The 22,527-nt window shown below is 59.3% G+C and carries 20 protein-coding genes and 1 pseudogene; 13 read left to right on the plus strand and 8 right to left on the minus strand.

Annotated elements, in window-relative coordinates; genetic code table 11:
- The first annotated feature begins 52 nt into the window (after positions 1-52).
- On the plus strand, positions 53-355 hold the full coding sequence (locus tag GKKCFE_RS08100; protein WP_445577703.1) for a hypothetical protein: 303 nt from the start codon (positions 53-55) through the stop codon (positions 353-355).
- An 11-nt stretch (positions 356-366) separates the two neighbouring features.
- Here the strand turns inward: GKKCFE_RS08100 and GKKCFE_RS08105 are convergent, their stop codons facing one another.
- Positions 367-927, minus strand: coding sequence for a hypothetical protein (locus GKKCFE_RS08105; RefSeq protein ID WP_445577704.1), 561 nt, complete (start codon positions 925-927; stop codon positions 367-369).
- Positions 928-1,034: 107 nt separating this feature from the next.
- Here GKKCFE_RS08105 and GKKCFE_RS08110 point away from each other — a divergent pair, with 107 nt between their 5' ends.
- Entirely contained in the window at positions 1,035-1,424 is a 390-nt protein-coding gene (locus tag GKKCFE_RS08110; protein WP_445577705.1) for an SMI1/KNR4 family protein, read from the plus strand.
- A gap of 368 nt (positions 1,425-1,792) precedes the next feature.
- On the opposite strand, the pseudogene GKKCFE_RS08115 reads toward GKKCFE_RS08110, so the two are convergent.
- The 3 genes and pseudogenes from GKKCFE_RS08115 to GKKCFE_RS08125 all read right to left on the minus strand — a co-directional run.
- Positions 1,793-2,110 (minus strand): annotated as a pseudogene (locus GKKCFE_RS08115) (hypothetical protein); the annotation flags it as partial.
- Between the two features lie 275 nt (positions 2,111-2,385).
- Entirely contained in the window at positions 2,386-3,078 is a 693-nt protein-coding gene (locus GKKCFE_RS08120) for a response regulator (protein WP_047229344.1), read from the minus strand.
- Positions 3,053-6,445, minus strand: coding sequence for an ATP-binding protein (locus tag GKKCFE_RS08125; RefSeq protein ID WP_139050671.1), 3,393 nt, complete (start codon positions 6,443-6,445; stop codon positions 3,053-3,055). Before GKKCFE_RS08125 ends, GKKCFE_RS08120 begins: the two co-directional genes overlap by 26 nt.
- 320 nt (positions 6,446-6,765) lie before the next feature.
- Between GKKCFE_RS08125 and urtA the strand changes: the two genes are divergently transcribed.
- The 9 genes from urtA (at position 6,766) to GKKCFE_RS08170 (ending at position 15,629) form a co-directional block, all read left to right on the plus strand.
- Entirely contained in the window at positions 6,766-8,010 is a 1,245-nt protein-coding gene (gene urtA / locus GKKCFE_RS08130; protein ID WP_047229346.1) for an urea ABC transporter substrate-binding protein, read from the plus strand.
- 111 nt (positions 8,011-8,121) lie between these two features.
- Positions 8,122-9,039, plus strand: coding sequence for an urea ABC transporter permease subunit UrtB (gene urtB, locus GKKCFE_RS08135; protein WP_047229347.1), 918 nt, complete (start codon positions 8,122-8,124; stop codon positions 9,037-9,039).
- Positions 9,040-9,049: 10 nt separating this feature from the next.
- The gene (urtC, locus tag GKKCFE_RS08140) at positions 9,050-10,237 is read left to right on the plus strand and encodes an urea ABC transporter permease subunit UrtC (protein WP_445577706.1); all 1,188 of its coding nucleotides are present in this window, start codon (positions 9,050-9,052) and stop codon (positions 10,235-10,237) included.
- Complete coding sequence (gene urtD, locus GKKCFE_RS08145) at positions 10,234-10,992, plus strand: urea ABC transporter ATP-binding protein UrtD (protein WP_445577707.1); 759 nt, start codon at positions 10,234-10,236, stop codon at positions 10,990-10,992. The genes urtC and urtD overlap by 4 nt, the downstream gene beginning before the upstream one ends.
- A gap of 10 nt (positions 10,993-11,002) precedes the next feature.
- Positions 11,003-11,692 carry an urea ABC transporter ATP-binding subunit UrtE gene (urtE, locus tag GKKCFE_RS08150; RefSeq protein ID WP_139050668.1) on the plus strand — a complete coding sequence of 230 codons (690 nt, stop codon included), beginning with the start codon at positions 11,003-11,005 and terminating at the stop codon, positions 11,690-11,692.
- Between the two features lie 155 nt (positions 11,693-11,847).
- On the plus strand, positions 11,848-13,077 hold the full coding sequence (fmdA, locus tag GKKCFE_RS08155; protein WP_445577708.1) for a formamidase: 1,230 nt from the start codon (positions 11,848-11,850) through the stop codon (positions 13,075-13,077).
- Positions 13,078-13,113: 36 nt separating this feature from the next.
- Positions 13,114-13,461, plus strand: a complete 348-nt coding sequence (locus GKKCFE_RS08160; protein WP_139050667.1) for an FmdB family zinc ribbon protein — start codon at positions 13,114-13,116, stop codon at positions 13,459-13,461.
- Between the two features lie 14 nt (positions 13,462-13,475).
- Positions 13,476-14,519: an aliphatic amidase gene (locus GKKCFE_RS08165; RefSeq protein ID WP_047229353.1), complete on the plus strand. Its 1,044-nt coding sequence runs from the start codon at positions 13,476-13,478 to the stop codon at positions 14,517-14,519.
- Positions 14,520-14,522: 3 nt separating this feature from the next.
- Positions 14,523-15,629 (plus strand): AAA family ATPase, encoded by a 1,107-nt coding sequence (locus tag GKKCFE_RS08170; RefSeq protein ID WP_445577709.1) that lies wholly within the window; start codon positions 14,523-14,525, stop codon positions 15,627-15,629.
- Here the strand turns inward: GKKCFE_RS08170 and GKKCFE_RS08175 are convergent.
- From GKKCFE_RS08175 to bamA, 4 genes are all read right to left on the minus strand, one after another.
- Complete coding sequence (locus GKKCFE_RS08175) at positions 15,574-17,151, minus strand: lactate dehydrogenase (RefSeq protein ID WP_445577710.1); 1,578 nt, start codon at positions 17,149-17,151, stop codon at positions 15,574-15,576. The two genes, GKKCFE_RS08170 and GKKCFE_RS08175, sit on opposite strands and share 56 nt — an antisense overlap.
- Before the next feature lie 210 nt (positions 17,152-17,361).
- Entirely contained in the window at positions 17,362-17,448 is an 87-nt protein-coding gene (locus GKKCFE_RS08180) for a hypothetical protein (protein ID WP_442793071.1), read from the minus strand.
- An 80-nt stretch (positions 17,449-17,528) separates the two neighbouring features.
- Positions 17,529-17,792: a hypothetical protein gene (locus GKKCFE_RS08185; protein WP_047229356.1), complete on the minus strand. Its 264-nt coding sequence runs from the start codon at positions 17,790-17,792 to the stop codon at positions 17,529-17,531.
- A 127-nt stretch (positions 17,793-17,919) separates the two neighbouring features.
- Positions 17,920-20,286: an outer membrane protein assembly factor BamA gene (gene bamA / locus GKKCFE_RS08190; protein WP_305468063.1), complete on the minus strand. Its 2,367-nt coding sequence runs from the start codon at positions 20,284-20,286 to the stop codon at positions 17,920-17,922.
- 224 nt (positions 20,287-20,510) lie between these two features.
- On the opposite strand from bamA, the gene GKKCFE_RS08195 reads away from it, so the two are divergent.
- Positions 20,511-21,197, plus strand: coding sequence for a response regulator transcription factor (locus GKKCFE_RS08195; protein ID WP_305468065.1), 687 nt, complete (start codon positions 20,511-20,513; stop codon positions 21,195-21,197).
- The gene (locus GKKCFE_RS08200) at positions 21,194-22,453 is read left to right on the plus strand and encodes a sensor histidine kinase (RefSeq protein WP_445577711.1); all 1,260 of its coding nucleotides are present in this window, start codon (positions 21,194-21,196) and stop codon (positions 22,451-22,453) included. The genes GKKCFE_RS08195 and GKKCFE_RS08200 overlap by 4 nt, the downstream gene beginning before the upstream one ends.
- The last annotated feature ends 74 nt before the right edge of the window (positions 22,454-22,527 follow it).

A 22,527-nucleotide genomic window follows, 5' to 3' on the forward strand; every position in this document is an offset into this window, starting at 1 on the left:
GTTGAAGTGGGGTATTTGTGTTCGGCTTGAAATTTCAAAAAAAGGCAGAGTTATGAACGGTCTTCACGAGAAGTATTACTTGCTGCAAAACGCCGTTGAGGCCTTCATTACACACACAGGAACGGAGCGCGACAGGGCTGAGAGCGCGATGCGTGAGCTTGGGCCGCTCAAGGCTAGGGACTTCCCAGAGCACCTTGAGGCGTCTAACTTCGGCCAGATCGAAGGTTTCGGAAAGCAGCTTCGCTCCGGCAAGATTTCCGAAGAGGGGTTGAAACGGCTTCTTTGCAATATTTGGGCGCTTTACAAATCAGTCTCGGCATCAAGGGATGCAGCGTTGCGAGGTTCAGCGCAATAGGTGAAGGCATGTCAGGCCGCTTTGCGCTGACCAAGCACTGACTGGCGCGCCGCTTCAAACTCGCTGCCGAGGATCTCGGCGGCGCCTTCAATCTGCTCGACGCCATCCTCAAGGCGAATGCCCAGGTTCAAATACACCGCGCCATCCAGCTCGAAGAACACGCTACCGCCCAGCCACAGAGCTCCCGGGTTCAGGCCCATCGCTTCCCACGCCTCATCCTGATCGATGTTCGCCGGGCAATGCTCTTTCCACAGCGCGCTCAATCGCTCATGCTCGGCCACCTGGGCTGCGCGCTCTTCTTTGGATGTGCCCTTGGCCGGCTTGGCGCTGGAGCGTAGCGCGCGATAGCCGCATTGGTCAGGGCGGCACCAGTGCACATCAAGCTCGCGGCTTGCACTGAGCTTCACGCCCCCGACATAGCTGAGACTGCCCGAGCGCATTGGCGAGGTCTCGCCGCCGAACACCTGGCCAAGCTTGGCTCGCTGAGTATTCCAAGCCGAGCGCTTGGCATCCCAAGCGATGACAGCGGCAACAACTTCTGGCGCTGTCGTCTTGTACATGTAGTTGCTCATGGATTATCTCCAGTCAGGCGCCGCCCTCCGTGACCGGTGGTGGCAATTTGGTTTGGGTTGGGGTATTACGGTGTGTGCTGGCATGGTGCCAAAACAAGGAGGCCTTAGTGACAATCAACCCAAGCTGGATCGGTAACACGGGGGCCTCTCCTCGGGCTTTGGAATCCCTCCACGCTGCAGCGCCCCGGGAGCTGCCCTTCGAGTACTACCAATTGTTGGAATACAGCAACGGTGGGGAGTGCCCGCTTCCCGATCCTTTCTTCAATTTTTGTCTTGATCCAGCTGAGACGGCATCGGATTCTTCGCAAATTGGCATATTTGCAGCAACTGCCCCTGAGCTATTTGTTTTTGGGAGCGATGGCGGGAGTCAGCTGTTTGCTTTTAACCTACGAGGGGAAGCTCCTTGGCAGATAGTTACCTTCGACGGTGTAGACCCGGACGGGAGCATGCAGACGGTGGCCAACAGCTTCGCTGAATTTATAGCTCTAATCGGCTAGGTGCCGCTCTCCGTGACCAATGGTGGCAATTTGGTTTGGATTGGGTTATTTGTGTTTTGCCCGGCATGGGGCCGGGATATAGAGATTGGTGGTGCTGTATGATAGAAAAGGGAAAACATGATCACTTTGGAGAGACGTATGAATACATCTCAATCGACCTCAGTGACAAGAAACACAAGAATCGCGTTATCGACTTTTTCGAAACTCGCGATCCCTTGAGCCAGGAATTTACGTGCGACATTCAAGCCAAATGGTCGACGGGGAAGTTCCATCCGACATTGACCATGAGCAAGCAAGATGTTCTGGGGTTGGCTGACTTGTTTGGCGCATGGGCTGCTAGGATTCGTGAGGCCGAAGCTGACTAGACGGGGGGCAATGATCTCGTCGCCTGGGTCCTTACGAATTTCCATCAGGCTTTGATTGTGAAATTCTCGCGCCACGTTTTCGCTAATCTCTATCTTGTGGCGTTGATTCAATGCCTTTCGTGCGCCTTCCTGCCCGAGCGAGTGCACATACCTCAAAGACGCTTCAATCACTGATGCTTGTTCGGTGTCGTCGGTCCAGTCCATGAGCGTTTCCAAGGTCTGCCGAGTGCCGAGCCGGCAGCGGTGCCGCAATTCCTTCTCGTCGTACTGGATTCGCTTTGCTGCTGCTTTGGCCGATCGTTCTGCCCCGGTCTTCGCCATCATCAAGGTGGTCGGTTCGCGGGGAGAGTCTTCGCCCACGAACGTAGCCCAAACGCGGACCCCAAGCCCTTTCTCGTCGTTTATGTTCCAGTTTGGGATGCGGTACTTCTTCGGCTGCGGATACCGTATTCGCAGCCTCGATCAGATGCCCGAGCTCGGCGCTGTCGCTGTTTTTTTGCTGACAAGGGCTTCGATGCTGAAGCCCTGCGGCGCTACTGTGACCATTGCCGGATGCAGCCGGGAATAGATCCAACAATACGTCTGGTTATCGCGGCTTACCTTGAAACACTGTTGCGAGAATCGGTCATGGCCGACAAGGCCACGGAGGTCGCTGCTGTGCGCGTTTCTACACCTAACTTCACATACACATGCTCCAGATGTTTGTTCACGGTGCGTGGGCTCAGATCAAGAATGGTGCCGATGTCGCGGTTGGTCTTGCCGCAGGCCACCCAGCGCAGAACCTCGACTTCCCGACCGGTGAGCTGAAAGCGTGCCGACAGCACCCTCTGCGCCGGCTCGTCGTCCAGGCTCGGCGCGGCTGGCTGTGACGCCGCTCGGGCCGACAGCAGGATGCGCGAGGTGCGCAGGTGTGCGGCGACCCGGGCCAGCACTTCGTCGGTCTGGATCGGCTTGGTCACGTAGTCGCTGCCACCGACTTCAAAGCCCTGGACCACATGCCTGCTTTCCGTCAGCGCGGTCATGAACAGCACCGGAATATCGGCGTTGGCCGGTTGCTCCTTGATCCGCCGGCAGGTCTCGAAACCGTCCAGGCCCGGCATCATCGCATCCAGCAGGATCAGGTCCGGACGCCGGCGTTCGATGCGGTTCAGGGCGCTGAGCCCGTCGAGGGCCACCAGCACCATGTAGCCGGCATCGTTGAGGGCGTCGGAGAGCATGGCGAGGTTGTCCGGGGTGTCGTCCACAATCAGCACGACACCGGGTTCAGCGACTGTGGTCAATACATTCATCTTCTGCCTCCTTGAGGGCGCGGTTGATTTCGTCCAGGCGAAAGTTTTTCAGCAGCTTGCGTAGAGAACTGATGAAAGGGGCGGTGGCTGGCGTCTCGGCCTGGATGGCGTCAAGTTTTTCGTGCAGACCGCGTACGTAGCCAATGGCGCTGAGTTCGCCGAGGGCGATGAGGTCAGGCTGTGAGGGCAATACCCCCGGTTCGGGGAATGTCGCAGGGGCTGGTTTTTCGCGGCGCAGCCAGTGCAGGTCGAGTTGCTGCTGGATCCGTTCGAGCAGCTCCGGGGTGTTTACCGGCTTGGCAAGGTAGTCGTTGCAGGCACTGGCCAGGCTGCGCTCGCGCTCGTCGTTAAAGGCATTGGCCGATATCACGATGATCGGTGCTGTGGACAACGCATTGCGGCGGATCAGTCGGCTGGTTTCCCAGCCATCCATCGTCGGCATCGACAGGTCCATGAGGATCAGGTCCGGCCCCCGCAGGGCGACCTGGCGAATCGCTTCCTGGCCGTTGCTGGCCTGGATCACTTCAAAGCCCAGGGGCGTAAGCATGCCGCTGAGGACCTTGCGATGGTCCACATGGTCGTCCACTACCAGCACCAGACGCCGCGGCCCCTGGTAGCCGATGATGTCGTGTTCGACATGGATTACCGCTTGCGGCACCCGTACTTGCGAGAGAAACAGGCGCACCTGGAAACAGGTGCCCTTGTCCTGCTGACTCTTGACCTGCAACTCGCCGCCCATCAGCGAGGTGAGCATGCGGGTAATGGTCAGGCCCAGGCCAACGCCCTTGTCCTGGCGCATCAGATCACCGCGCTCGAAAGGCTGGAAGATTCGCTCGATGTGCTCGGGGTCGATGCCGATACCCGTGTCGATGATGTCGAAGGTTGCCGTCTCGCGCATGTAACTGACCCGCAGGCAGACCTCGCCGCTGTCGGTGAAGTTGACCGCATTGCCCAACAGGTTAATGAGGATCTGTCGGACGCGCTTTTCGTCGCCCCGCACTACCGCCGGTATCTTGCCGATCAGCTCCAGGCGAAAGCGCAACCCTTTGTCCCGGGCTTGTGGGGTGAACATCAGCTCCAGATCGTGGATCAGTTCCGGGAAGGGGATTTCCGTCGGTTCCAGGCGCAATTTGCCGGCCTCGATCTTGGCTACATCGAGCAGGCCGTCGATCAGCGACAGCAGGTGAGAGCCGCTGCGCAGGATGGTCGCCAGGGCATCCTGATGCTGCTCCGGCATGGCCGCATCGCGCTGCAGGATCTGGGTAAAACCGAGGATGCTGTTCAACGGCGTACGCAGTTCGTGGGACAGTCCGGTGACGTAGCGACTCTTGGCCGCGTTGGCCGCCTCGGAAGCCTCCTTGGCATCTTGCAGGGCCTGGTCGGTCAAGCGGTGGGCTTCGATTTCCTGCATCAGCAGCAGGGTCTGGCGGTCCGATTCTTCCTGGGCCACGCGGCGGCTTTCCCGCGTCAGAACCACCCACCAGGCGAGGATGGCCGCCAGTACCGAGAGCGTCAGGAAGGCCTGGAAAAATGCCTGGTACAGCGTCGCCTGGGCTTGCGGCGAGTGGGGCAGCCCCTGGGAGGCTTGGCCATAGATCAGCGCCAGAGCGCCGCTGAGCATCAGGATCAGCGCGAGCAGCAGGCCCAGGTAATGGACTAGCCGGGTGTGCAGGCGTGGCACCGTGGCATTGGGCAACAACCAATGCAACAGCGCTTCGAATTGCGCCGACAGACGCCCGTGGGGTTTGCAGCGATCGCCGCAACGCGCGTCCAGCGAACAGCAAAGCGAGCAGATGGGCGTGCTGTAGGCCGGACAGAAAGCCATGTCGGCGGTTTCGAATGGGTTGCTGCACAGGCCGCAGGTGATCTGCGTGCTCGCAGCTACCGGTTGCAGCAGTAACGGATCGCTGGTGCGGGCGATGTAATAGCGGCTACGGGTGGCCCAGGCCAGCAGCGGGGTCATGACCAGCGAGGTGCCGAGGGCGACGAAGGGTGGAGCGGCCTGGGCCAGTGCACCAAATAGACCGAAGTGGGCGAGGACCGACAGCAGCGAGGCAATCAGCATGGAGCCGACGCCCACCGGGTTGATGTCGTAGAGGTGAGCGCGCTTGAACTCGATGTATTTCGGTGACAACCCCAAGGGTTTGTTGATCACCAGGTCGGCGACCACCGAGCCGATCCAGGCGATGGCGATGTTGGCGTAGAGACCGAGCACCTGGTCGATGACGTCGAATACCCCCAACTCCATCAGCATCAGGGCAATGGCCACATTGAACACCAGCCAAACTACGCGGCCGGGGTGACTGTGGGTGACCCGGGCGAAAAAGTTCGACCAAGCCAGGGAGCCGGCGTAGGCGTTGGTCAGGTTGATCTTCATCTGCGAGACGAAGACGAACAGCACCATGGCCGCCAGGGCCCATTCCGGCGAGGCGAACACATAACCGAAGGCCACCAGGTACATCTGGGTCGGTTCCGTAGCGCGCTCGATGGGGATCTCGTGTTGCAGAGCGAGAAACGCCAGGAAGGCGCCAGCGAACATTTTCAGGGCGCCGGGCAGGATCCAGCCGGGGCCGGCGCAGAGCAGGGCGGCCCACCAGCGCTTACGGTTGGCCGCGGTTTTTTCCGGCAGGAAGCGCAGGTAGTCGACCTGTTCGCCGATCTGCGTCACCAGGGATAGGGCCACGGTACAGGCTGCGCAAAACGCCAGCAGATTGAAGTCGCCGCTGGCATCACGGCCCCGGAAACTGGTCCAGTCGCTGAAGGCCTCGGGGTTTTTCAGCAGCACAAACAGATAGGGCAGCACCAGCAGCACCAGCCACAATGGCTGGGTCCAGAGTTGCAGGCGGCTGATCAGGGTCACCCCATAGGCCACCAGGGGGATCACCAGCACGGAGCAGATCACATAGGCAAAGGCCAATGGGATATGGAAGTACAGCTCCAAGGCCAGGGCCATGATCGCTGCTTCCAGGGCGAAGAACAGAAAGGTGAAGCTGGCGTAGATCAGCGAGGTGATGGTCGAGCCGATGTAGCCGAAGCCGGCACCGCGGGTCAACAGGTCCATATCGACGCCGTAGCGGGCGGCGTAGTAGCTGACGGGCAGTCCGGTGAGGAAGATGATCAGGCTCACGGCGAGGATCGCCCAGAAGGTGTTGGTGAAGCCGTAGCTCAGGGCCAGTACCCCGCCAATCGCCTCCAGGGCCAGGAACGACACCGCGCCCAAAGCGGTGTTGGCAATGCGTAGCTCCGACCACTTGCGAAAGGACTTTGGTGTGTAACGCAGGGCGTAGTCTTCCATGGTTTCGTCGGCGACCCAACTGTTGTAGTCGCGACGGATCTTGGCGATGCGCTGGGTGCCAGGTGGAAGCACGGCGAAAGACTCCTGGGGTCAAGGCGCTCCGTGCCTGTCGGGTGTGCCCGTGGCGGATAGCCGAGCAATTTTCATGCCCTGCACCACGCCGTCTTGCCGCGCCAGCTGTTGCCTGCGCGCGCGTCCGCGCAATGCCGTTCAGGCGGGGCCTGGGGCGATAGCCTGCGCCGCCTTGGTGCATTTTTCCCTACGTCAAATGACGTATGCGCTTACGTCAGGCTGCGTATACCCGTCACCGATCCGCGCCGCCATGCTGATGCCACCACCGTTGCCGGCCGCCCCAAGGCGAGCTGTCAGCGTCACCGCAGAGGAGTAGCAGCATGGAACCACGATTGATCCGCACTAAAGGCCTGTTGCCGCGCCGCCTGGCTCTGGGGGCGGCGGCCCTGTCGTTATTGGCTGCCAGTGTGTTCAGCCAGGGTGTATGGGCGGACGAGGCCAACAGCACCGGCCTGGCGGTGACCGCCACTGAAGTCACGGTCGGCCAGTTGCACTCGGCCACCGGCACCATGGCAATTTCCGAGACCGGCTCGATCCAGGCCGAACGCCTGGCCATCGAGCAGATCAACGCTTCAGGCGGCATCCTCGGTCGGCAGATCAAGGTGATCCAGGAAGACGGCGCCTCCGACTGGCCGACCTTCGCCGAGAAGGCCAAGAAGCTTTTGGTCAACGACAAGGTGGCAACGGTGTTCGGTTGCTGGACCTCGGCCTCGCGCAAGGCTGTGCTGCCGATTTTCGAGAAAGAAAACGGCCTGCTCTACTACCCGACTTTCTACGAGGGGCTGGAGCAGTCGAAGAACGTGATCTACACCGGCCAGGAAGCCACCCAGCAAATCCTCGCCAGCCTCGACTGGATCGCCAAGACCAAAGGCGCCAAAACCTTCTACCTGGTGGGGTCGGACTATATCTGGCCACGCACCTCGATGAAGATTGCGCGCAAACACATTGAGAACGTGCTGCACGGCACCGTGGTCGGCGAAGACTACTACCCGCTGGGCAACACCCAGTTCGGCTCGCTGATCAACAAAGTCAAGCTGAAGAAGCCCGACGTTGTGTTCGCCGCCGTGGTAGGTGGCTCCAACGTGGCCTTCTACAAACAACTCAATGCGGCGGGCGTCAATTCGGCCAAGCAGACCTTGCTCACCCTGTCGGTGACCGAGGATGAATTGCTGGGCATCGGCGGCGAAAACATGGCCGGCTTCTACGCCTCGATGAAGTACTTCCAGAGCCTGGACAACCCCAACAACAAAGCCTTCGTCGACGCTTTCAAGGCCAAGTACGGCAAGGATTCGGTGATCGGCGACGTGACCCAGGCTGCGTATCTGGGCCCATGGCTGTGGAAGGCTGCGGTGGAGAAAGCCGGCAGCTTCGATATCGACAAAGTGGTTGCAGCCTCGCCGGGCATCGAGTTGAAAACCGCGCCTGAAGGCTACGTCAAAGTGCATGAAAACCATCACCTGTGGAGCAAGACCCGCATCGGTGAAGTGCAACCCGATGGCCAGTTCAAAGTGGTGTACGAGTCCGATCTGATCGAACCGAATCCGTTTCCTAAAGGCTATCAGTAAGGTCCGGGCCTATCGCGGCAAGCCGACTCCAACACTTTGTAGGAGCTGGCTTGCCGGCGATGGAGCTCCATCGTTTCTCCACATCCTCCCTCCAAGCAGGAGTCCATCATCATGGAATGGCTATCGGAATTTGGTGCCATCGCGGCGATGCAGGGGTTCAACGGCTTGTCCGTGTTCTGCGTGCTGCTGTTGATGGCATTGGGGTTGGCGATCATTTTCGGCCAGATGGGGGTCATCAACATGGCCCACGGCGAGTTCCTCACGATCGGCGCCTACACCACCTATGTCTGCTCGAGCCTGACCAGTCATTTCGCCCCGTGGTTTCAACCCTATTATTTTTTCATCGCCATCGCCCTGTCGTTCCTGATGGCCGGGGCCATCGGCTGGCTGGTGGAGTGGGCGATGATCAGTCGGCTCTACAAGCGTCCACTGGACACATTGCTGGCGACCTGGGGGCTGTCCCTGGTGATGCAGCAGACCTTCCGTTCGGTGTTCGGTGCCCGTGAAGTCAGCGCGACGCCGCCGGAGTGGCTGATGGGCTCGTTCAACTTCACTGAGTCCATCGAGATCCCGCGCAACGGTCTGTTCATGATGGCCCTGACCCTGCTGCTCACCGGGGCCATTTTTCTCTTGCTCTACCGCTCACGCTGGGGCCTGCAAGTGCGGGCCACGGTGCAAAACCGACTGATGAGCCGTGCCGTGGGCATCAATACACGCAAGGTCGACCGAATGACCTTTGCCCTCGGTTGTGGTGTCGCGGGGGTGGCCGGCGCGGCCTTTACCACCATCGGCTCCACCGGTCCCACCGCAGGCTCGCAGTACATCGTCGACACCTTCCTGGTGGTGGTCTTCGGCGGCGCACAAAGCCTGTTCGGCACCATTGCGTCGGCGTTCGTCATTGCCCAGACCCAATCGATTTCGGAGTTCTTCCTCAGTGGTTCGATGGCCAAGGTGCTGACCCTGTCCGGGGTGATTCTGATCCTGATGTTGCGCCCTCAAGGGTTGTTCTCCATCAAAGTGCGCAAGTAGAGGCGAGCCAATGAAGCTTTTAGACAAGATGCTGGCGGGCAAGCAGAACCTGTTGGGCGTGGCCCTGTTGGCGCTGCTGATCTTCGTGGTCTTCCCGCTGACCCTGGATGCCTTTCGCCTGAACATGGTGGGCAAGTACCTGACCTATGCCTTCGTCGCTGTCGGCCTGGTGTTGTGTTGGGGCTATGGCGGCATTCTCAGCCTCGGGCAAGGGGTGTTCTTCGGCGTCGGCGGCTACTGCATGGCGATGTTTCTCAAGCTCGAAGCCTCCGACCCGCAGAGCACCAAAATCCAGTCGACGCCGGGCATTCCGGATTTCATGGACTGGAACCAGATCACCGAACTGCCGTGGCTCTGGGTGCCGTTCCACAGTTTCAGCTTCACCCTGCTAGCGGTGATCCTGGTGCCGGTGGTGCTGGCCTTCATCATTGGCATGGCGCTGTTCAAGCGGCGGGTGGGGGATGTTTATTTCTCTATCGTCAGCCAGGCCATCGCGCTGATTCTCACGGTGCTGATCGTCGGCCAGCAGGGCCTGACCGGCGGGGTCAACGGCATCACCGATCTCAAGACTCTGCTCGGCTGGGACCTGCGCAGCGACAGCGCCAAGCTGCTGCTGTACTTCATCAACGCGGCCTTGTTGTTCGGCTGCATTTTCATCGGCCGTTTCGTCCTTGCGTCGAAGCTCGGGCGGCTGCTGATGGCGATGCGCGATAGAGAGGAACGGGTGCGCTTCTCTGGTTATGACGTAGCCAGTTTCAAGATTTTCGTGTTCTGCATCGCCGCTGCCTTCTCGGCCATTGGCGGCGCCATGTTCGCCTTGCAGGTGGGCTTCATGTCGCCTTCGTTCGTCGGCATCGTGCCGTCCATCGAGATGGTGATCTTTGCCGCTGTCGGCGGGCGCATGTCGCTGCTCGGCGCGGTGTATGGGGCCTTGCTGGTGAACTACGGCAAGACCTATTTCTCCGAGTCGTTCCCCGAATTATGGCTGTACCTGATGGGGGGGCTGTTCATTGCCGTGGTCATGTACTTCCCTAATGGCTTGGCCGGACTCTGGGACAGCCATGGCCGCCAGACCCTTGGCCGTTTATTGCGGCGTCCCTCGCAGCAAGCTGCCGTTGCCGACCCCCTGCCAGAGGCGCCGCGCACCGCGCCGCCAGCCTCGGCTCCTGAACGTCCTTCGCTGGAGACGCAGCCATGACCGCCGTGGGTTTTCAAATGAACAAGCCGGTGCTGGTTATCGAGAGGCTGACGGTGTCATTCGACGGTTTCAAGGCCGTGGACAACCTCAACCTGTACATCGACCGCAATGAAGTGCGGGTGGTAATCGGGCCCAACGGCGCAGGCAAGACCACGGTGCTCGACCTGATCTGCGGCAAGACCCGCGCCACCAGCGGCAGCATTCAGTTCGATGGTCAGGAGCTGACCAAGATGCGCGAGTACAACATTGTCCGTGCCGGTGTCGGGCGCAAATTCCAGAACCCGTCGATCTACGAAAACCTCACGGTGTTCGAGAACCTGGAGATGTCCTACCCGGCGGGGCGCAAGGTGTTGGGCGCGTTGTTCTTCAAACGCAGTGCCGCAGTGATTGCCCGGGTTGAAGAGGTGGCGCGGGAGATCTTTCTCGGTGAGCTGTTGCAGCAACAGGCCGATCTGCTGTCCCACGGTCAGAAGCAGTGGCTGGAGATCGGCATGCTGCTGATGCAGAACCCTGACCTGTTGATGCTCGATGAGCCAGTCGCCGGGATGAGCGTCAACGAACGCGTCCAGACCGCAGAACTGCTCAAGCGCATCAGCCAGGGACGCTCGGTGCTGGTGATCGAACACGACATGGAATTCGTCAAGAGCATCGCCCATAAGGTCACGGTGCTGCACCAGGGCAAGGTCCTGGCCGAGGGCAGCATGGAGTCGGTGCAGAACAACCCGAAAGTCATCGAAGTCTATTTAGGCCATTGAGGAAGCAGGCATGTTCAACGTAGACAAGCTGTCCTGTGGTTACGGCCAGAGCCAGATCCTCCACGACCTCGACCTGGCCGTGGCCAAACGCGAAATCGTCGCCGTGATGGGACGCAACGGTATGGGCAAGACCACGCTGTTCAAGAGCTTGATGGGCATCCTTCCGCAGTGGCGGGGGCAGGTCAGCGTCGATGGCCAGGAGGTCTCGAACCTGGAAACCCACGAGCGGGTGGAACTCGGCATCGCCTATGTGCCCCAGGGGAGGATGATTTTCCCCAGCATGACGGTGTTGGAAAATATTCAGACCGGCCTGCCGGCATCGGCCCGGGGCCAGGTCCCCGAAGATCTTTATGCGTTGTTTCCGGTGCTTCACGACATGCGCTCGCGCAAGGGCGGCAATCTCTCGGGCGGGCAACAGCAGCAACTGGCCATTGCCCGGGCGCTGGCGACCAATCCCAAGGTGTTGTTGCTCGATGAACCTACCGAAGGCATCCAGCCGTCGATCATCAAGGACATCGCCCGCACTTTGAAAGAGATCCGCAACCTGCGCGACCTGACCATTGTGGTCTCCGAGCAGGTGCTGTCATTCACCCTGGAAATCGCCGACCGCTTCCTGGTGATCGAGAAGGGCCGCTTCGTGATTGAAGAGACCCGGGACAAGGTCGACGAAGCCACCATCAGTCGCTACCTCTCTGTGTAGGTGCGGCCGGGCGGCGCGATGGTTTATCGGCCCCCTTTGTTGCAGCTGGCAAGCCAGCTCCTACAGGGGTACGTCATCCAACGTATTGGCCGATTCGGGCCGCCATTCGAGACTGGTTCCAACGCGGTACACCCCCAATGTTCAGGAGCTTCGCCATGACCGATACCTTGATCAAAGTCGACCTCAACCAGCCCGCCACCGAGAACGAACAGATCCATAACCGCTGGCATCCGGACATTCCCATGGCTTGCTGGGTCAAGCCAGGGGATGACTTTATTCTTGAGACTTACGACTGGACCGCCGGCGCGATCAAGAACAACGACGACGCCTCGGATGTGCGTGACGTCGACCTGTCCACCGTGCACTACCTGTCCGGTCCAGTGGGCGTGCATGGCGCCGAGCCGGGGGATCTGCTGGTGGTCGACCTGTTGGACATCGGTGCCAAGGCCGAATCCATGTGGGGCTTCAACGGTTTCTTCTCGCGGCAGAACGGCGGCGGATTCCTCACGGATCACTTTCCCAGCGCACAGAAAGCCATCTGGGATTTCAAAGGCATGTTCACCAGCTCGCGGCACATTCCCGGGGTCAACTTTGCCGGCCTGATCCACCCCGGATTGATCGGTTGCCTGCCCGACCCGGTAATGCTCGCCGACTGGAACCGCCGTGAGCAGGAGCTGATCGATACCAACCCGACCCGCGTGCCGCCCTTGGCCAACGCCCCGCTGGCCGCTACCGCGCACATGGGCAAGCTCAAAGGCCAGGCCCGGGATGATGCCGCGGCCACCGGCGCACGCACCGTGCCGCCGCGTGAACATGGTGGTAACTGCGATATCAAGGACCTGTCCCGGGGCTCGAAGATTTTCTTCCCGGTCTACGTTAGTGGCGCAGGGTTGTCGGTGGGAGACCTGCACTTCAGTCAGGGCGACGGCGAGATCACTTTTTGCGGCGCAATCGAGATGGCCGGCTGGGTGCATATGAAAGTCGAGCTGATCAAGGGCGGCATGGCCAAGTACGGAATCAAGAACCCGGTGTTCAAACCCAGCCCGATTATCCCGACCTACCAGAACTACCTGATCTTTGAAGGTATCTCGGTGGATGAAGCCGGCAAGCAGCACTACCTGGACGTCAATATCGCGTACCGCCAGGCCTGCCTGAATGCGATCAACTACTTGACCAAGTTTGGTTATTCGCCCGCCCAGGGCTATGCACTGTTGGGCTCTGCGCCGGTGCAAGGGCATATCAGCGGCGTGGTCGACATCCCCAACGCCTGCGCGACCCTCTGGTTACCCACCGAAATCTTCGAGTTCGACATCAACCCCAACGCCAACGGCCCCATCAAACACCTCGACGGCAGTATCGATCTGCCGATCGCCCCGGACCTGTGAGACACGCCCGAGCCCGATCAATGTCCGGAGAGCGCCATGCCGACCTATGAGTACGAATGCCAAACCTGTGGCGGTTTCACAATGTTGCGGCCTATGGCCCAACGGCACGAGCCGTGCCAGTGCCCGTTTTGCGCGGGCCCAGGAGGGCCGTTGCTGTTGTCTGCGCCGGCGCTGACGACGTTGTCGAGTAGTCAACGCCAGGCCATGGCGACCAACGAGCGAAGTGCCCACTCACCGCAGACCCTTGGTGAGTACCAGCAGAACCGTCGTCACCCCAGTGGGTGCAGTTGTTGCGCACCGAGCAAACCGCTGGCCCCGACCAAAGCCAATCCACAGGGGCTCAAGAGTAAAACCGGCTCCAGACCTTGGATGATCAGCCATTAACAGAGGTAAATTTCATGCGTCATGGTGATATTTCCAGTAGCCCGGATACCGTGGGTGTCGCGGTCGTCAATTACAAAATGCCGCGGCTGCATACAAAAGCCGAGGTCATTGAAAACGCCCGCAAGATTGCCGACATCATCACTGGTATGAAAAGCGGTCTCCCCGGCATGGACCTGGTGGTGTTTCCTGAATACAGCACCATGGGCATCATGTACGACCACGATGAAATGATGGCGACTGCCGCCAGCATTCCAGGCGAAGAGACTGCGATCTTTTCCGCCGCGTGCCGTGCGGCAGACACGTGGGGGGTGTTTTCACTGACCGGCGAGCGGCATGAGGAACACCCTCACAAAGCCCCGTACAACACGTTGGTGTTGATCAATAACCAGGGCGAAATCGTCCAGAAGTACCGCAAGTGCATTCCCTGGTGCCCCATAGAAGGCTGGTATCCGGGTGATCGAACCTATGTCTGCGAGGGGCCGAAGGGCTTGCAGATCAGCTTGATCATTTGTGATGACGGTAACTACCCGGAGATCTGGCGCGACTGTGCAATGAAAGGGGCGGAGTTGATCGTCCGCTGCCAGGGCTATATGTACCCGGCCAAAGAGCAGCAGGTGATGATGTCCAAAAGCATGGCCTGGGCCAATAATTGCTATGTGGCAGTGGCCAATGCCGCCGGCTTCGATGGGGTTTACTCCTACTTTGGTCACTCGGCGATCATTGGCTTCGACGGTCGCACTCTGGGCGAATGCGGTGAAGAGGAAATGGGCATTCAGTACGCACAATTATCCGTTTCACAAATCCGCGATGCGCGAGCGAACGACCAATCACAGAATCATTTGTTCAAGCTGCTGCATCGCGGTTACACCGGGGTCTATAACTCCGGGGATGGCGACAAGGGAGTGGCTGATTGCCCGTTCGACTTTTACCGCACCTGGGTACTGGATGCGCAGAAAGCCCAGGAAAACGTCGAAAAACTTACCCGTCGCACCGTCGGCGTGGCTCATTGCCCGGTGGGAGAGATTCCCCACGACGGTAAAGAAAAACACGCAGGCTAAACCATGCCTTTCGTGAATGATCGCATCGACCCAAACCACCCACAGCCTAGCCTGACCAACGCATCACCGGCAGCAGATTTGTTGACCTCACGCTTCGTCTTCAATCCCGCCCAGGTCATGGCGTTGTTGCGCAGTCGAATTGTCGGCCAAGAACACGCCATGAGCGCGGTCGAGGCGTTGCTAAACGTGGTTAAGGTCGATATTGGTGAACGTGAGAGGCCGTTGACGGTGAACCTGTTCATGGGGCCGACCGGTGTCGGCAAGACCGAAATCGTCCGTCTGCTGGCACTGGCCATACACGGTCGCTCCGATGCTTTTTGTCGCATCGACATGCACACCCTGGCCCAGGAGCATTACTCGGCGGCGCTCACCGGAGCGCCACCTGGTTATGTGGGGAGTAAAGAGGGCGTCAGTCTGTTCAATAGCGAATTGATTCAAGGTACCTACAGTCGCCCAGGCATCGTGCTGTTCGATGAACTGGAAAAGGCCAGCAAGGAAGTGGTGCGCAGCTTGTTGGGCATTCTTGAGAACGGCCAACTGACCTTGGCGGGCGGTAGCCGAACGCTGGATTTTCGCAATAGCCTGATCTTCATGACCAGCAACATTGGAGCCCGGCAAGCGACCACCTACAGGGAACGTTTTTCACGCGGTTGGCGGCGCTGGCTCGGCATCGCCCCACAAGGTGAGCAGGCCATGTTGGAGCAAGCGCTGCACGCCTGGTTCGAGCCGGAATTTCTAAACCGTATTGATCGCATCCTGGTTTTCCAGCGCATCGAAACCCAATGGCTGGAAGCGTTGTTGCAGATCGAACTGAACAAACTCAACCAACGTCTCGGTCAGCATCGTCGTACGCTGGTCCTGGACGTTGCGGCAAGCGACTGGCTGTGCCGAAAGCATGACCCACGCTTTGGTGCTCGGGCTCTGACAAGGCGAGTGCGGGTTGAGCTGGAGCCTGCGATCGCTGAGTGTATGCTGGCTCATCCGCAGGCAATGCAGATGACTGCGACGGTCGAATCAAACCGGCTCACGGTTGTTCCAGCGCAAAGCACTGTGTTCAACGCATCAACGCCAAAGGATTTTCCTGCAACATCACCGAACTGTGGAGGGTAGCGAGCGCTTCCTTGAGTAAGGATTGCTCCTGCGCATCCTTGGATTTCTTGCTCTCCTTGGCGGCGTACTCCAGCAATACCAAGTGACTGCGGCTGGCTGAAGCCTCCTTCGGCACCACGGTCTCTTCAATCAGTTTGCCCGTGACGTACTTCTGTGTCCGTGTGTCCTGGCTGGCGTGTTGCGTGACGGAGGCTTTGGTCAGTCGGCCATCCATGTAGGCGAGGCTGGCCGAGCTGCTGGCCTTGTCATTCACTTGTACGTAGAGATAGTTCTGCGATTCGTAATCTTTGCCCAGCGCAGGTGCTTTCCCGCCCTTCAGGCTTTTGTGAAAGCTGGCCGATAGACTCGATTGCTGGGATTGATCGATCTTGCGGTCACGCATGATGGAGCCTGCGACGACAGTCTTTTGCGAAAGGGTATAGGCAAAGCTATCGAGTTCAGACAGGTGCATCGGGTTGGACGCCTTGTTAGTCTGAGTGATGGACGCCTCGAAGTCTGCCAGTCCGGTCAATAGGCCTTTGTCCGCCGCATTACGGGTCAATCGGTCAGGTAGGGTAATGCCCTCTGGGTAGTGGCTGTTCATGGCGCTGAACGCATCCTTGAACATCTCCATCAGGGCCGCCTTGGCGTTGCCACGCTCCTGCACTCGGTCAAACTGGGCAAGGTAGCTGTTCAGTGCGTTGGCCTGTTGCTTGGCATCGCCCAGGATTGCGCTGTTCTTCAGGTCAACGCTCAGGTTCAGTTTGCCTTCCGGACCGCTCATTTGCGTGGTGCGGCGTTGGTTGTCGGCGCTAAAGGCGAGGGTCAGATCTTCACCGTCCACGCCCTTAAGCTTGGCGTTCAGGTCAATGGATGCCAATACGCTGGAGTCAAACTGCGTCAGCTTGCCCAGGTCGAGCTTGGGCGGCTCGGCCGTCAACCCGTCGACAGCCGCCTGAAAGGCACTGCTCAGAGCGCCAATCGCCTTGAGTTCCTCCTCGCTCAGCGGGCCACCATTCACGGTAGCCTGGACGCCAAGACCATCGTCCTGGCTTGTCAGGCTGAAGGTGACCGTCTTGCCGCTGGCGGTCTTGATGCTGAGACTGATCAGGTTGTCGGCTTTATTGTGCAGTAGCGTCTGTTCGGATTTTATCCCGGCGACGTCGTAAGCCCTGTCCGTGGTGGTATGGAGCACTGACTGGGAAATGCTCGAACCATTCTTGGCGAACTGCTCCACCAAGACCGCACCCAGGCGGTGAAAGCGGTTGGCTATCGACAGCGATCTGGGGTTGGTTCCCATGATGTTGGTGATAGCGTCCTGACCTTCCTTTTCCCAAACACGAACATTCTCCTGGCCAGGCAGTTGCCCGAGGCGGGTATAGGTCTGTGATTCAACATCGACCACCGGGCTGCCCAGGCTGACGATTGCCGACGGTCGAGCCGGGAAGGCATCAGCACTGTCTATCGCTGTTGCAGGCGATGCCGCGACAGCGGAGCGAGTCTGGAGGGGAGTGGCGGAAGTGATCGAGGATAGGGTAGTCATGACAGTCCGTGTCAACAGAGCAGAGTTGCACTCAATGTAGTGAATACACCACCCGATTGAAAGCGGGGTGGGTGAAATAAATGGCAAAGAGCTATTATGCATTTGCCCGTTAGCGAATTCCCGGAGCGGTTCAGCCCAATCTGCAAAGATTGGGCTTTTTTCACGCCTTGAGAAACGGCGTTCCCAGGCCTGTGGTCGACACTGTCGCCGTCAGAAGACCAGCTTGAACAGGGCGATGACCACGATCAGGCCGATTATGAAAATGATACCTACGGTGCCGCCAAGAAATTTCAACATAATGATGCTCTCATCGGATGGGCTTAATTTTCTAGACCACCCTCGACAACGCTCGTTTCGTTGAATTTCACCCGCAGTGATCAATGAACCGCCCAAGACCTCGGAACAGGCACCTGATCAAACTTCGAAACGGTCTTGATCCAGTAGCGTCGATAGTCGGTCTGGTCCGGCGCCAGGGGTTTGTGGGTTGACCATGGATGCTCCGCCTTCAGGCTCGCCCGGTAGGCTTCCCATTCTTTCTGCTCGGCCACTTCCCTGGCTTTGGTCCTGTCATCGAACCAACCCAGGACGTACGCTTCGCCCTGATCCGTGCCGTGTGCTATCAGCAGATAAATCTCTGTCATTACCTGATCCGCCGTTCAATCCTGAAACCCAGTCACTGGGGTCTTACCTTGGGTATCGGCAGTTTTTTTGTGTTGTTGAGGTTTATTGATGAGTGGCGTGCCTGGTGGAGCGGGACGAGCCACAAACTTAGAAAGTCTGCCCCATGGAGAACTGGAACACCTGTGTGTCCGCGTTTTCAGGTGTGCGCACCGGAAAGGCCAGGTTGAAACTCAACGGACCCAACGGACTGTACCAAGTCACTCCAAGCCCGACGGAGCTGGCCATCTGGTCAAGGTCGACTCCGTCGCAGCCCTGGGTGGTGCTCAAGTAGCACTTGTTGGAGTACACGCTGCCAACGTCCCAGAACACCGACGTGCGCACCGATTTGTTGTCTTTGATGAAGGGCATCGGAAACAGATATTCCACGCCGCCGGTGATGAGGATGTTGCCGCCCAGTGATTCGGTGTCGCGGTCGGAATAATACTGCTGTCCTTCACTGGCATAGTTACCGGTGGCCGGGGTGCTGTGGGGACCGAGGGTGCCGCTTTCGAAGCCGCGGACCGAACCCTCGCCGCCGGCCGTATAGTTCTCGTAGAACGGCAGGCCGTCGGTCGAGCCGTAGCTGTTGCCGTAGCCGAGCTTGGTATGGAACCGCAGGGAAGTGGTGTCGGTGACCGGCAGGAAGGTTTGCCCGGTGTAATCGAGCTTGTAGAAATTCAGGTCGCTGCCCGGCACGGTCATCATCAGGTTGAGGTTTTGCGAATGACCGCGGGTCGCCATCACGGCACGGTTCAGGGTCGATTCCGACCAGCCGAGATTGGCCTTGAGGTTGGTGAACGCGCTGCCTTCACGTTGGATAAAGTCGTAGATCTCATCAGAACTGTAGGTGCCGGCGTCAATGCTGTCATGTTGCACGGTCACGCCGAAGCTCAGCCGTGAGGTTTCATTGATCGGATAACCCACGGTGGTCCCGGCACCAAAGCTATTGATGGAGTAGTACGAGTAATCGTCGTCGTAATACTCGTTATAGTCGGTGGCGTTGTAGAACGCGTTGTAACCCAGGCTCACGCCGTCCGGCGTGAAATAGGGATCGGTAAAGCCGATGTTGTACTTGCTTTGGTAAGAGGAACGGGTCAGGCCGAGGCTGGCGTAGTTGCCGCTGCCGAGGAAGTTGTTTTGGGTGATCGAACCGCCGAGGATCAAACCGGCGCTCTGGGAGAAACCGACGCTGGCGGTGATCGAGCCGGACGCCTGCTCTTCGACGCTGTAGTTCACATCGATCTGGTCATCGACGCCCGGTACTGCCGGCGTCTCGACGTTGACTTCCTTGAAGAAGCCCAGGCGCTCCAGACGGGTCTTGGACTGGTCGATCAGGTAGGTCGACGCCCAGCCACCTTCCATCTGGCGCATTTCACGGCGCAGCACCTCGTCTTCGGACTTGGTGTTGCCACGGAAGTTGATGCGGTTGACGTAGGCGCGCTTGCCCGGATCCACGGCGAAGGTGATGTCGACGGTATGGTCTTCATCGTGCGGTTGCGGCACGCCGTTGACGTTGGCGAAGGTGTAGCCCTCGTTGCCCAGACGACGGGTGATCAGCTCGGAAGTGGTGGTCATCAGCTTGCGCGAGAACACCTGGCCCTTCTGCACCAGCAGCAGAGAGGTGACCTGGTCTTCAGGCACCTTCAGGTCGCCGCTGAGCTTGACGTCACGAACGGTGTACTTGTCGCCTTCGTTGACGTTGACGGTGATGTAGACGTGCTTCTTGTCCGGAGTGATGGACACCTGGGTCGAAGCGATGTCCATGTTGATGTAGCCGCGGTCCAGGTAGTAGGAACGCAGACGTTCCAGGTCACCGGAGAGCTTTTCACGGGCGTACTTGTCGTCGTTCTTGAAGAATGACAGCCAGTTGGTGGTCTTGAGTTCGAACAGGTCGATCAGGTCTTCATCAGGGAAAACGGTGTTGCCCACCACGTTGATGTGCTGGATCGCCGCCACGGTGCCTTCATTGATGTTGACCTTCAGGCCTACACGGTTGCGCGGCTGCGGCACCACTTCGGTGTCGACGGTGGCCGAGTAACGGCCCTGGGCAACGTACTGGCGTTGCAGCTCGTTACGAACACCTTCGAGGGTGGCGCGCTGGAAGATCTCGCCTTCGGCCAGGCCGGATTGTTTGAGGCCCTTCATCAGGTCTTCAGTGGAGATCGCCTGGTTGCCTTCGATCTCGATACTGGCAACCGATGGACGCTCGACTACCGTAATCACCAGGACATCGGCGTCGTGCCCCAGTTGGATATCCTGGAAGAACCCGGTCTTGAACAACGCGCGAGTGGACTCCACCAGACGCCGCTCATCCGCTTGATCACCCACGTTCAATGGCAAGGCACCGAACACGCTGCCGGCGGAAACGCGCTGAAGGCCGTTGATACGGATGTCGGAAATTTTGAAGCCTTGAGCGTGTGCAAATGTGGCATTGAGCAGCAGTGCAGCCGAGCAGAGCAGGCGCGAAAAATTCATCAAGATCTTTTCCAGGACACATCGACAAGCAGCGTAGGCGGGCGCGGATATCTCAAAGCAAGACAAGTCACCGCGCAGCGAGCAGGCTGGTGGAAGTGCAGGATAAAAGTTCGGTGCGTTTGGTGCGGTTAACCCAGTGTCAAGTTAGGTAAAGGTTGGTCTGTGGCGATGACGCTGTGCCATGCAATGGCGATAATGCACCGCCTCCCACTCAAGAGCGTCCCATGATCCGCGTATTGCTTGTCGACGATGACCAGGAGCTGACTGGAATGCTCAGCCAATACCTTGAGCGTGAAGGCTTTGAGGCGACGGCCGTGCACAGCGGCGAGGAGGGCGAAGTCCAGGCGCTATCCGGTCGCTATAGCATCGTGGTGCTGGACGTGATGCTGCCGGGGTTATCGGGTATCGAGGTACTCAGGCGCATTCGGGCGGTGAACCAGGTGCCGGTGGTGTTGCTGACGGCCCGAGGCGACAACATCGACAAGATCACCGGCCTGGAACTGGGTGCCGATGACTATGTGCCCAAGCCCAGCTCACCGGGAGAGTTGGTGGCGCGTCTACGGGCCATCATGCGCCGGGTGCAGCCGACGGATCAGCCCACCAGCGAAGTGATCCGGACCGGCCCGCTGGTCCTGTGGCCTGGCAAACGTCAGGCCCAATGGCATGGACGCGAGCTGGCGGTGACCAGCACCGAGTTCAGCCTGCTCGAAGAGCTGGCCCGTTGTGCCGGGCAGGTGGTGAGCAAACAGGACCTGTCCCTCAATGCCTTGGGCTGCCCCTTGACCCGCTACGACCGGCGTATCGACGTGCACATCAGCAGTATCCGCCACAAACTCGGGCCGCGGCCCGACGCGAAGGCCTGGATCCAGAGCGTGCGTGGCCTGGGTTACCTGATGATCGCCGAACAATGAAGCCCAGCCGGCTGTTCTGGAAACTGTTCCTGGCATTTTGGCTCTCCACCAGCCTGACGTTTCTGGTCGGCTTGGGCTTGCTGGTGATGGGCAGTTCCAGGCCCGGAGATCCTCATCTGGAAACCATTCTGGCCACTGAAGAGCAGCTCTTGCGCCAGTTCGGCGTTGAGTCGGGCCGGCAATTGCTGGCGGTGTGGGAGCGTCCTGATGACCAGGCCGTTGGTGTGTATGACAGTGCCGGTCAACTGCTGGCCGGGGCGCCGGTTGCGCAACCGGCCTACACGCGATCGGTCATTGGCAAGGACGGCGCCGCGCTGTTGCTCAAGTCTACTCATCCCCTGGCTCAAGAGCGCGACAAAGGGCCGAGCCCTTGGACTCCGTTGATCATTGGCACGGTCATGAGCGCACTGTTCAGTGGATATATGGCGTTCTACCTGGCATGGCCGTTGGTTTATCTTCGGCGGGCCATGGGCGACGTGGCCCAAGGGCACTTCGAAACCCGGGTCAAGCCGATGATGGGCGCGCGCCGGGATGAAATCGTTGATCTGGCCGAGGACTGCGATCGAATGGCCAATCAGCTGAAACTGCTGGTGGAGGCCCAACAGCACCTGTTGCACGACATCTCTCATGAACTGCGCTCGCCGTTGACGCGCATGCAGGCAGCCATCGGATTGCTGCAGCAAGATCCGGCTCGTCTGGAGATGGTGGGGCGCATCGACCGTGAGTCGGTGCGCATGGACACGCTGATCGAGGCGTTGTTGACCCTGGCGCGTCTGCAGGGGCGGCCTGAGAGTATCGAACGCGAGCCAATCGATATCGTCGAGTTGTTGTCGGTGATCGTCGAGGATGCTCAGTTCGAGGCGCAGATGAAAGGCTGCCAGGTCAGCTTGCAGGCGTGCCCGGCATTTGTCAGTCGGGCCAGCGGCGAGCTGTTGTATCGCTGTTTCGAGAACGTCATTCGAAACGCGGTGCGTTACACCCGGCCGGCCACCACGGTGGTGGTCGTGGCTCAGGCCACCCCTGAGGCAGACTGCCTGACGGTGCAGATCAGTGATCAGGGACCGGGTGTTGAAGACGAGCGCTTGCAGGAGATTTTCCATCCGTTCGAGCGCGGCCTGAACGACAGCAGTGTCGGTTTCGGATTGGGCTTGGCAATCGCTTCAAGGGCTGTGGAAATCCACGGCGGCACGATCATGGCGCACAACGCGCCAACGGGTGGCCTGACTATGGAGATCAGCTTGCCCCATCGGGCATGACCTTTACACGATATTACATTGGCTTGACGGCTCTGTACGCCCCGTCTCAGTAGACTTTGCGCTCAAACTTACTC

This window comes from Pseudomonas sp. E141, from assembly GCF_052659885.1.

Excerpts from the sequence above, each read along its gene's own strand:
- urtC (WP_445577706.1), top strand. The coding sequence starts at position 9,050 with ATGAAGCTTTTAGACAAGATGCTGGCGGGCAAGCAGAACCTGTTGGGC.
- bamA (WP_305468063.1), bottom strand. The coding sequence starts at position 20,286 with ATGAATTTTTCGCGCCTGCTCTGCTCGGCTGCACTGCTGCTCAATGCC.
- GKKCFE_RS08165 (WP_047229353.1), top strand. The coding sequence starts at position 13,476 with ATGCGTCATGGTGATATTTCCAGTAGCCCGGATACCGTGGGTGTCGCG.
- GKKCFE_RS08160 (WP_139050667.1), top strand. The coding sequence starts at position 13,114 with ATGCCGACCTATGAGTACGAATGCCAAACCTGTGGCGGTTTCACAATG.
- GKKCFE_RS08170 (WP_445577709.1), top strand. The coding sequence starts at position 14,523 with ATGCCTTTCGTGAATGATCGCATCGACCCAAACCACCCACAGCCTAGC.
- GKKCFE_RS08175 (WP_445577710.1), bottom strand. The coding sequence starts at position 17,151 with ATGACTACCCTATCCTCGATCACTTCCGCCACTCCCCTCCAGACTCGC.
- GKKCFE_RS08105 (WP_445577704.1), bottom strand. The coding sequence starts at position 927 with ATGAGCAACTACATGTACAAGACGACAGCGCCAGAAGTTGTTGCCGCT.
- GKKCFE_RS08195 (WP_305468065.1), top strand. The coding sequence starts at position 20,511 with ATGATCCGCGTATTGCTTGTCGACGATGACCAGGAGCTGACTGGAATG.
- urtD (WP_445577707.1), top strand. The coding sequence starts at position 10,234 with ATGACCGCCGTGGGTTTTCAAATGAACAAGCCGGTGCTGGTTATCGAG.
- GKKCFE_RS08200 (WP_445577711.1), top strand. The coding sequence starts at position 21,194 with ATGAAGCCCAGCCGGCTGTTCTGGAAACTGTTCCTGGCATTTTGGCTC.
- urtA (WP_047229346.1), top strand. The coding sequence starts at position 6,766 with ATGGAACCACGATTGATCCGCACTAAAGGCCTGTTGCCGCGCCGCCTG.
- urtB (WP_047229347.1), top strand. The coding sequence starts at position 8,122 with ATGGAATGGCTATCGGAATTTGGTGCCATCGCGGCGATGCAGGGGTTC.
- urtE (WP_139050668.1), top strand. The coding sequence starts at position 11,003 with ATGTTCAACGTAGACAAGCTGTCCTGTGGTTACGGCCAGAGCCAGATC.
- GKKCFE_RS08120 (WP_047229344.1), bottom strand. The coding sequence starts at position 3,078 with ATGAATGTATTGACCACAGTCGCTGAACCCGGTGTCGTGCTGATTGTG.
- fmdA (WP_445577708.1), top strand. The coding sequence starts at position 11,848 with ATGACCGATACCTTGATCAAAGTCGACCTCAACCAGCCCGCCACCGAG.
- GKKCFE_RS08180 (WP_442793071.1), bottom strand. The coding sequence starts at position 17,448 with ATGTTGAAATTTCTTGGCGGCACCGTAGGTATCATTTTCATAATCGGC.
- GKKCFE_RS08185 (WP_047229356.1), bottom strand. The coding sequence starts at position 17,792 with ATGACAGAGATTTATCTGCTGATAGCACACGGCACGGATCAGGGCGAA.
- GKKCFE_RS08100 (WP_445577703.1), top strand. The coding sequence starts at position 53 with ATGAACGGTCTTCACGAGAAGTATTACTTGCTGCAAAACGCCGTTGAG.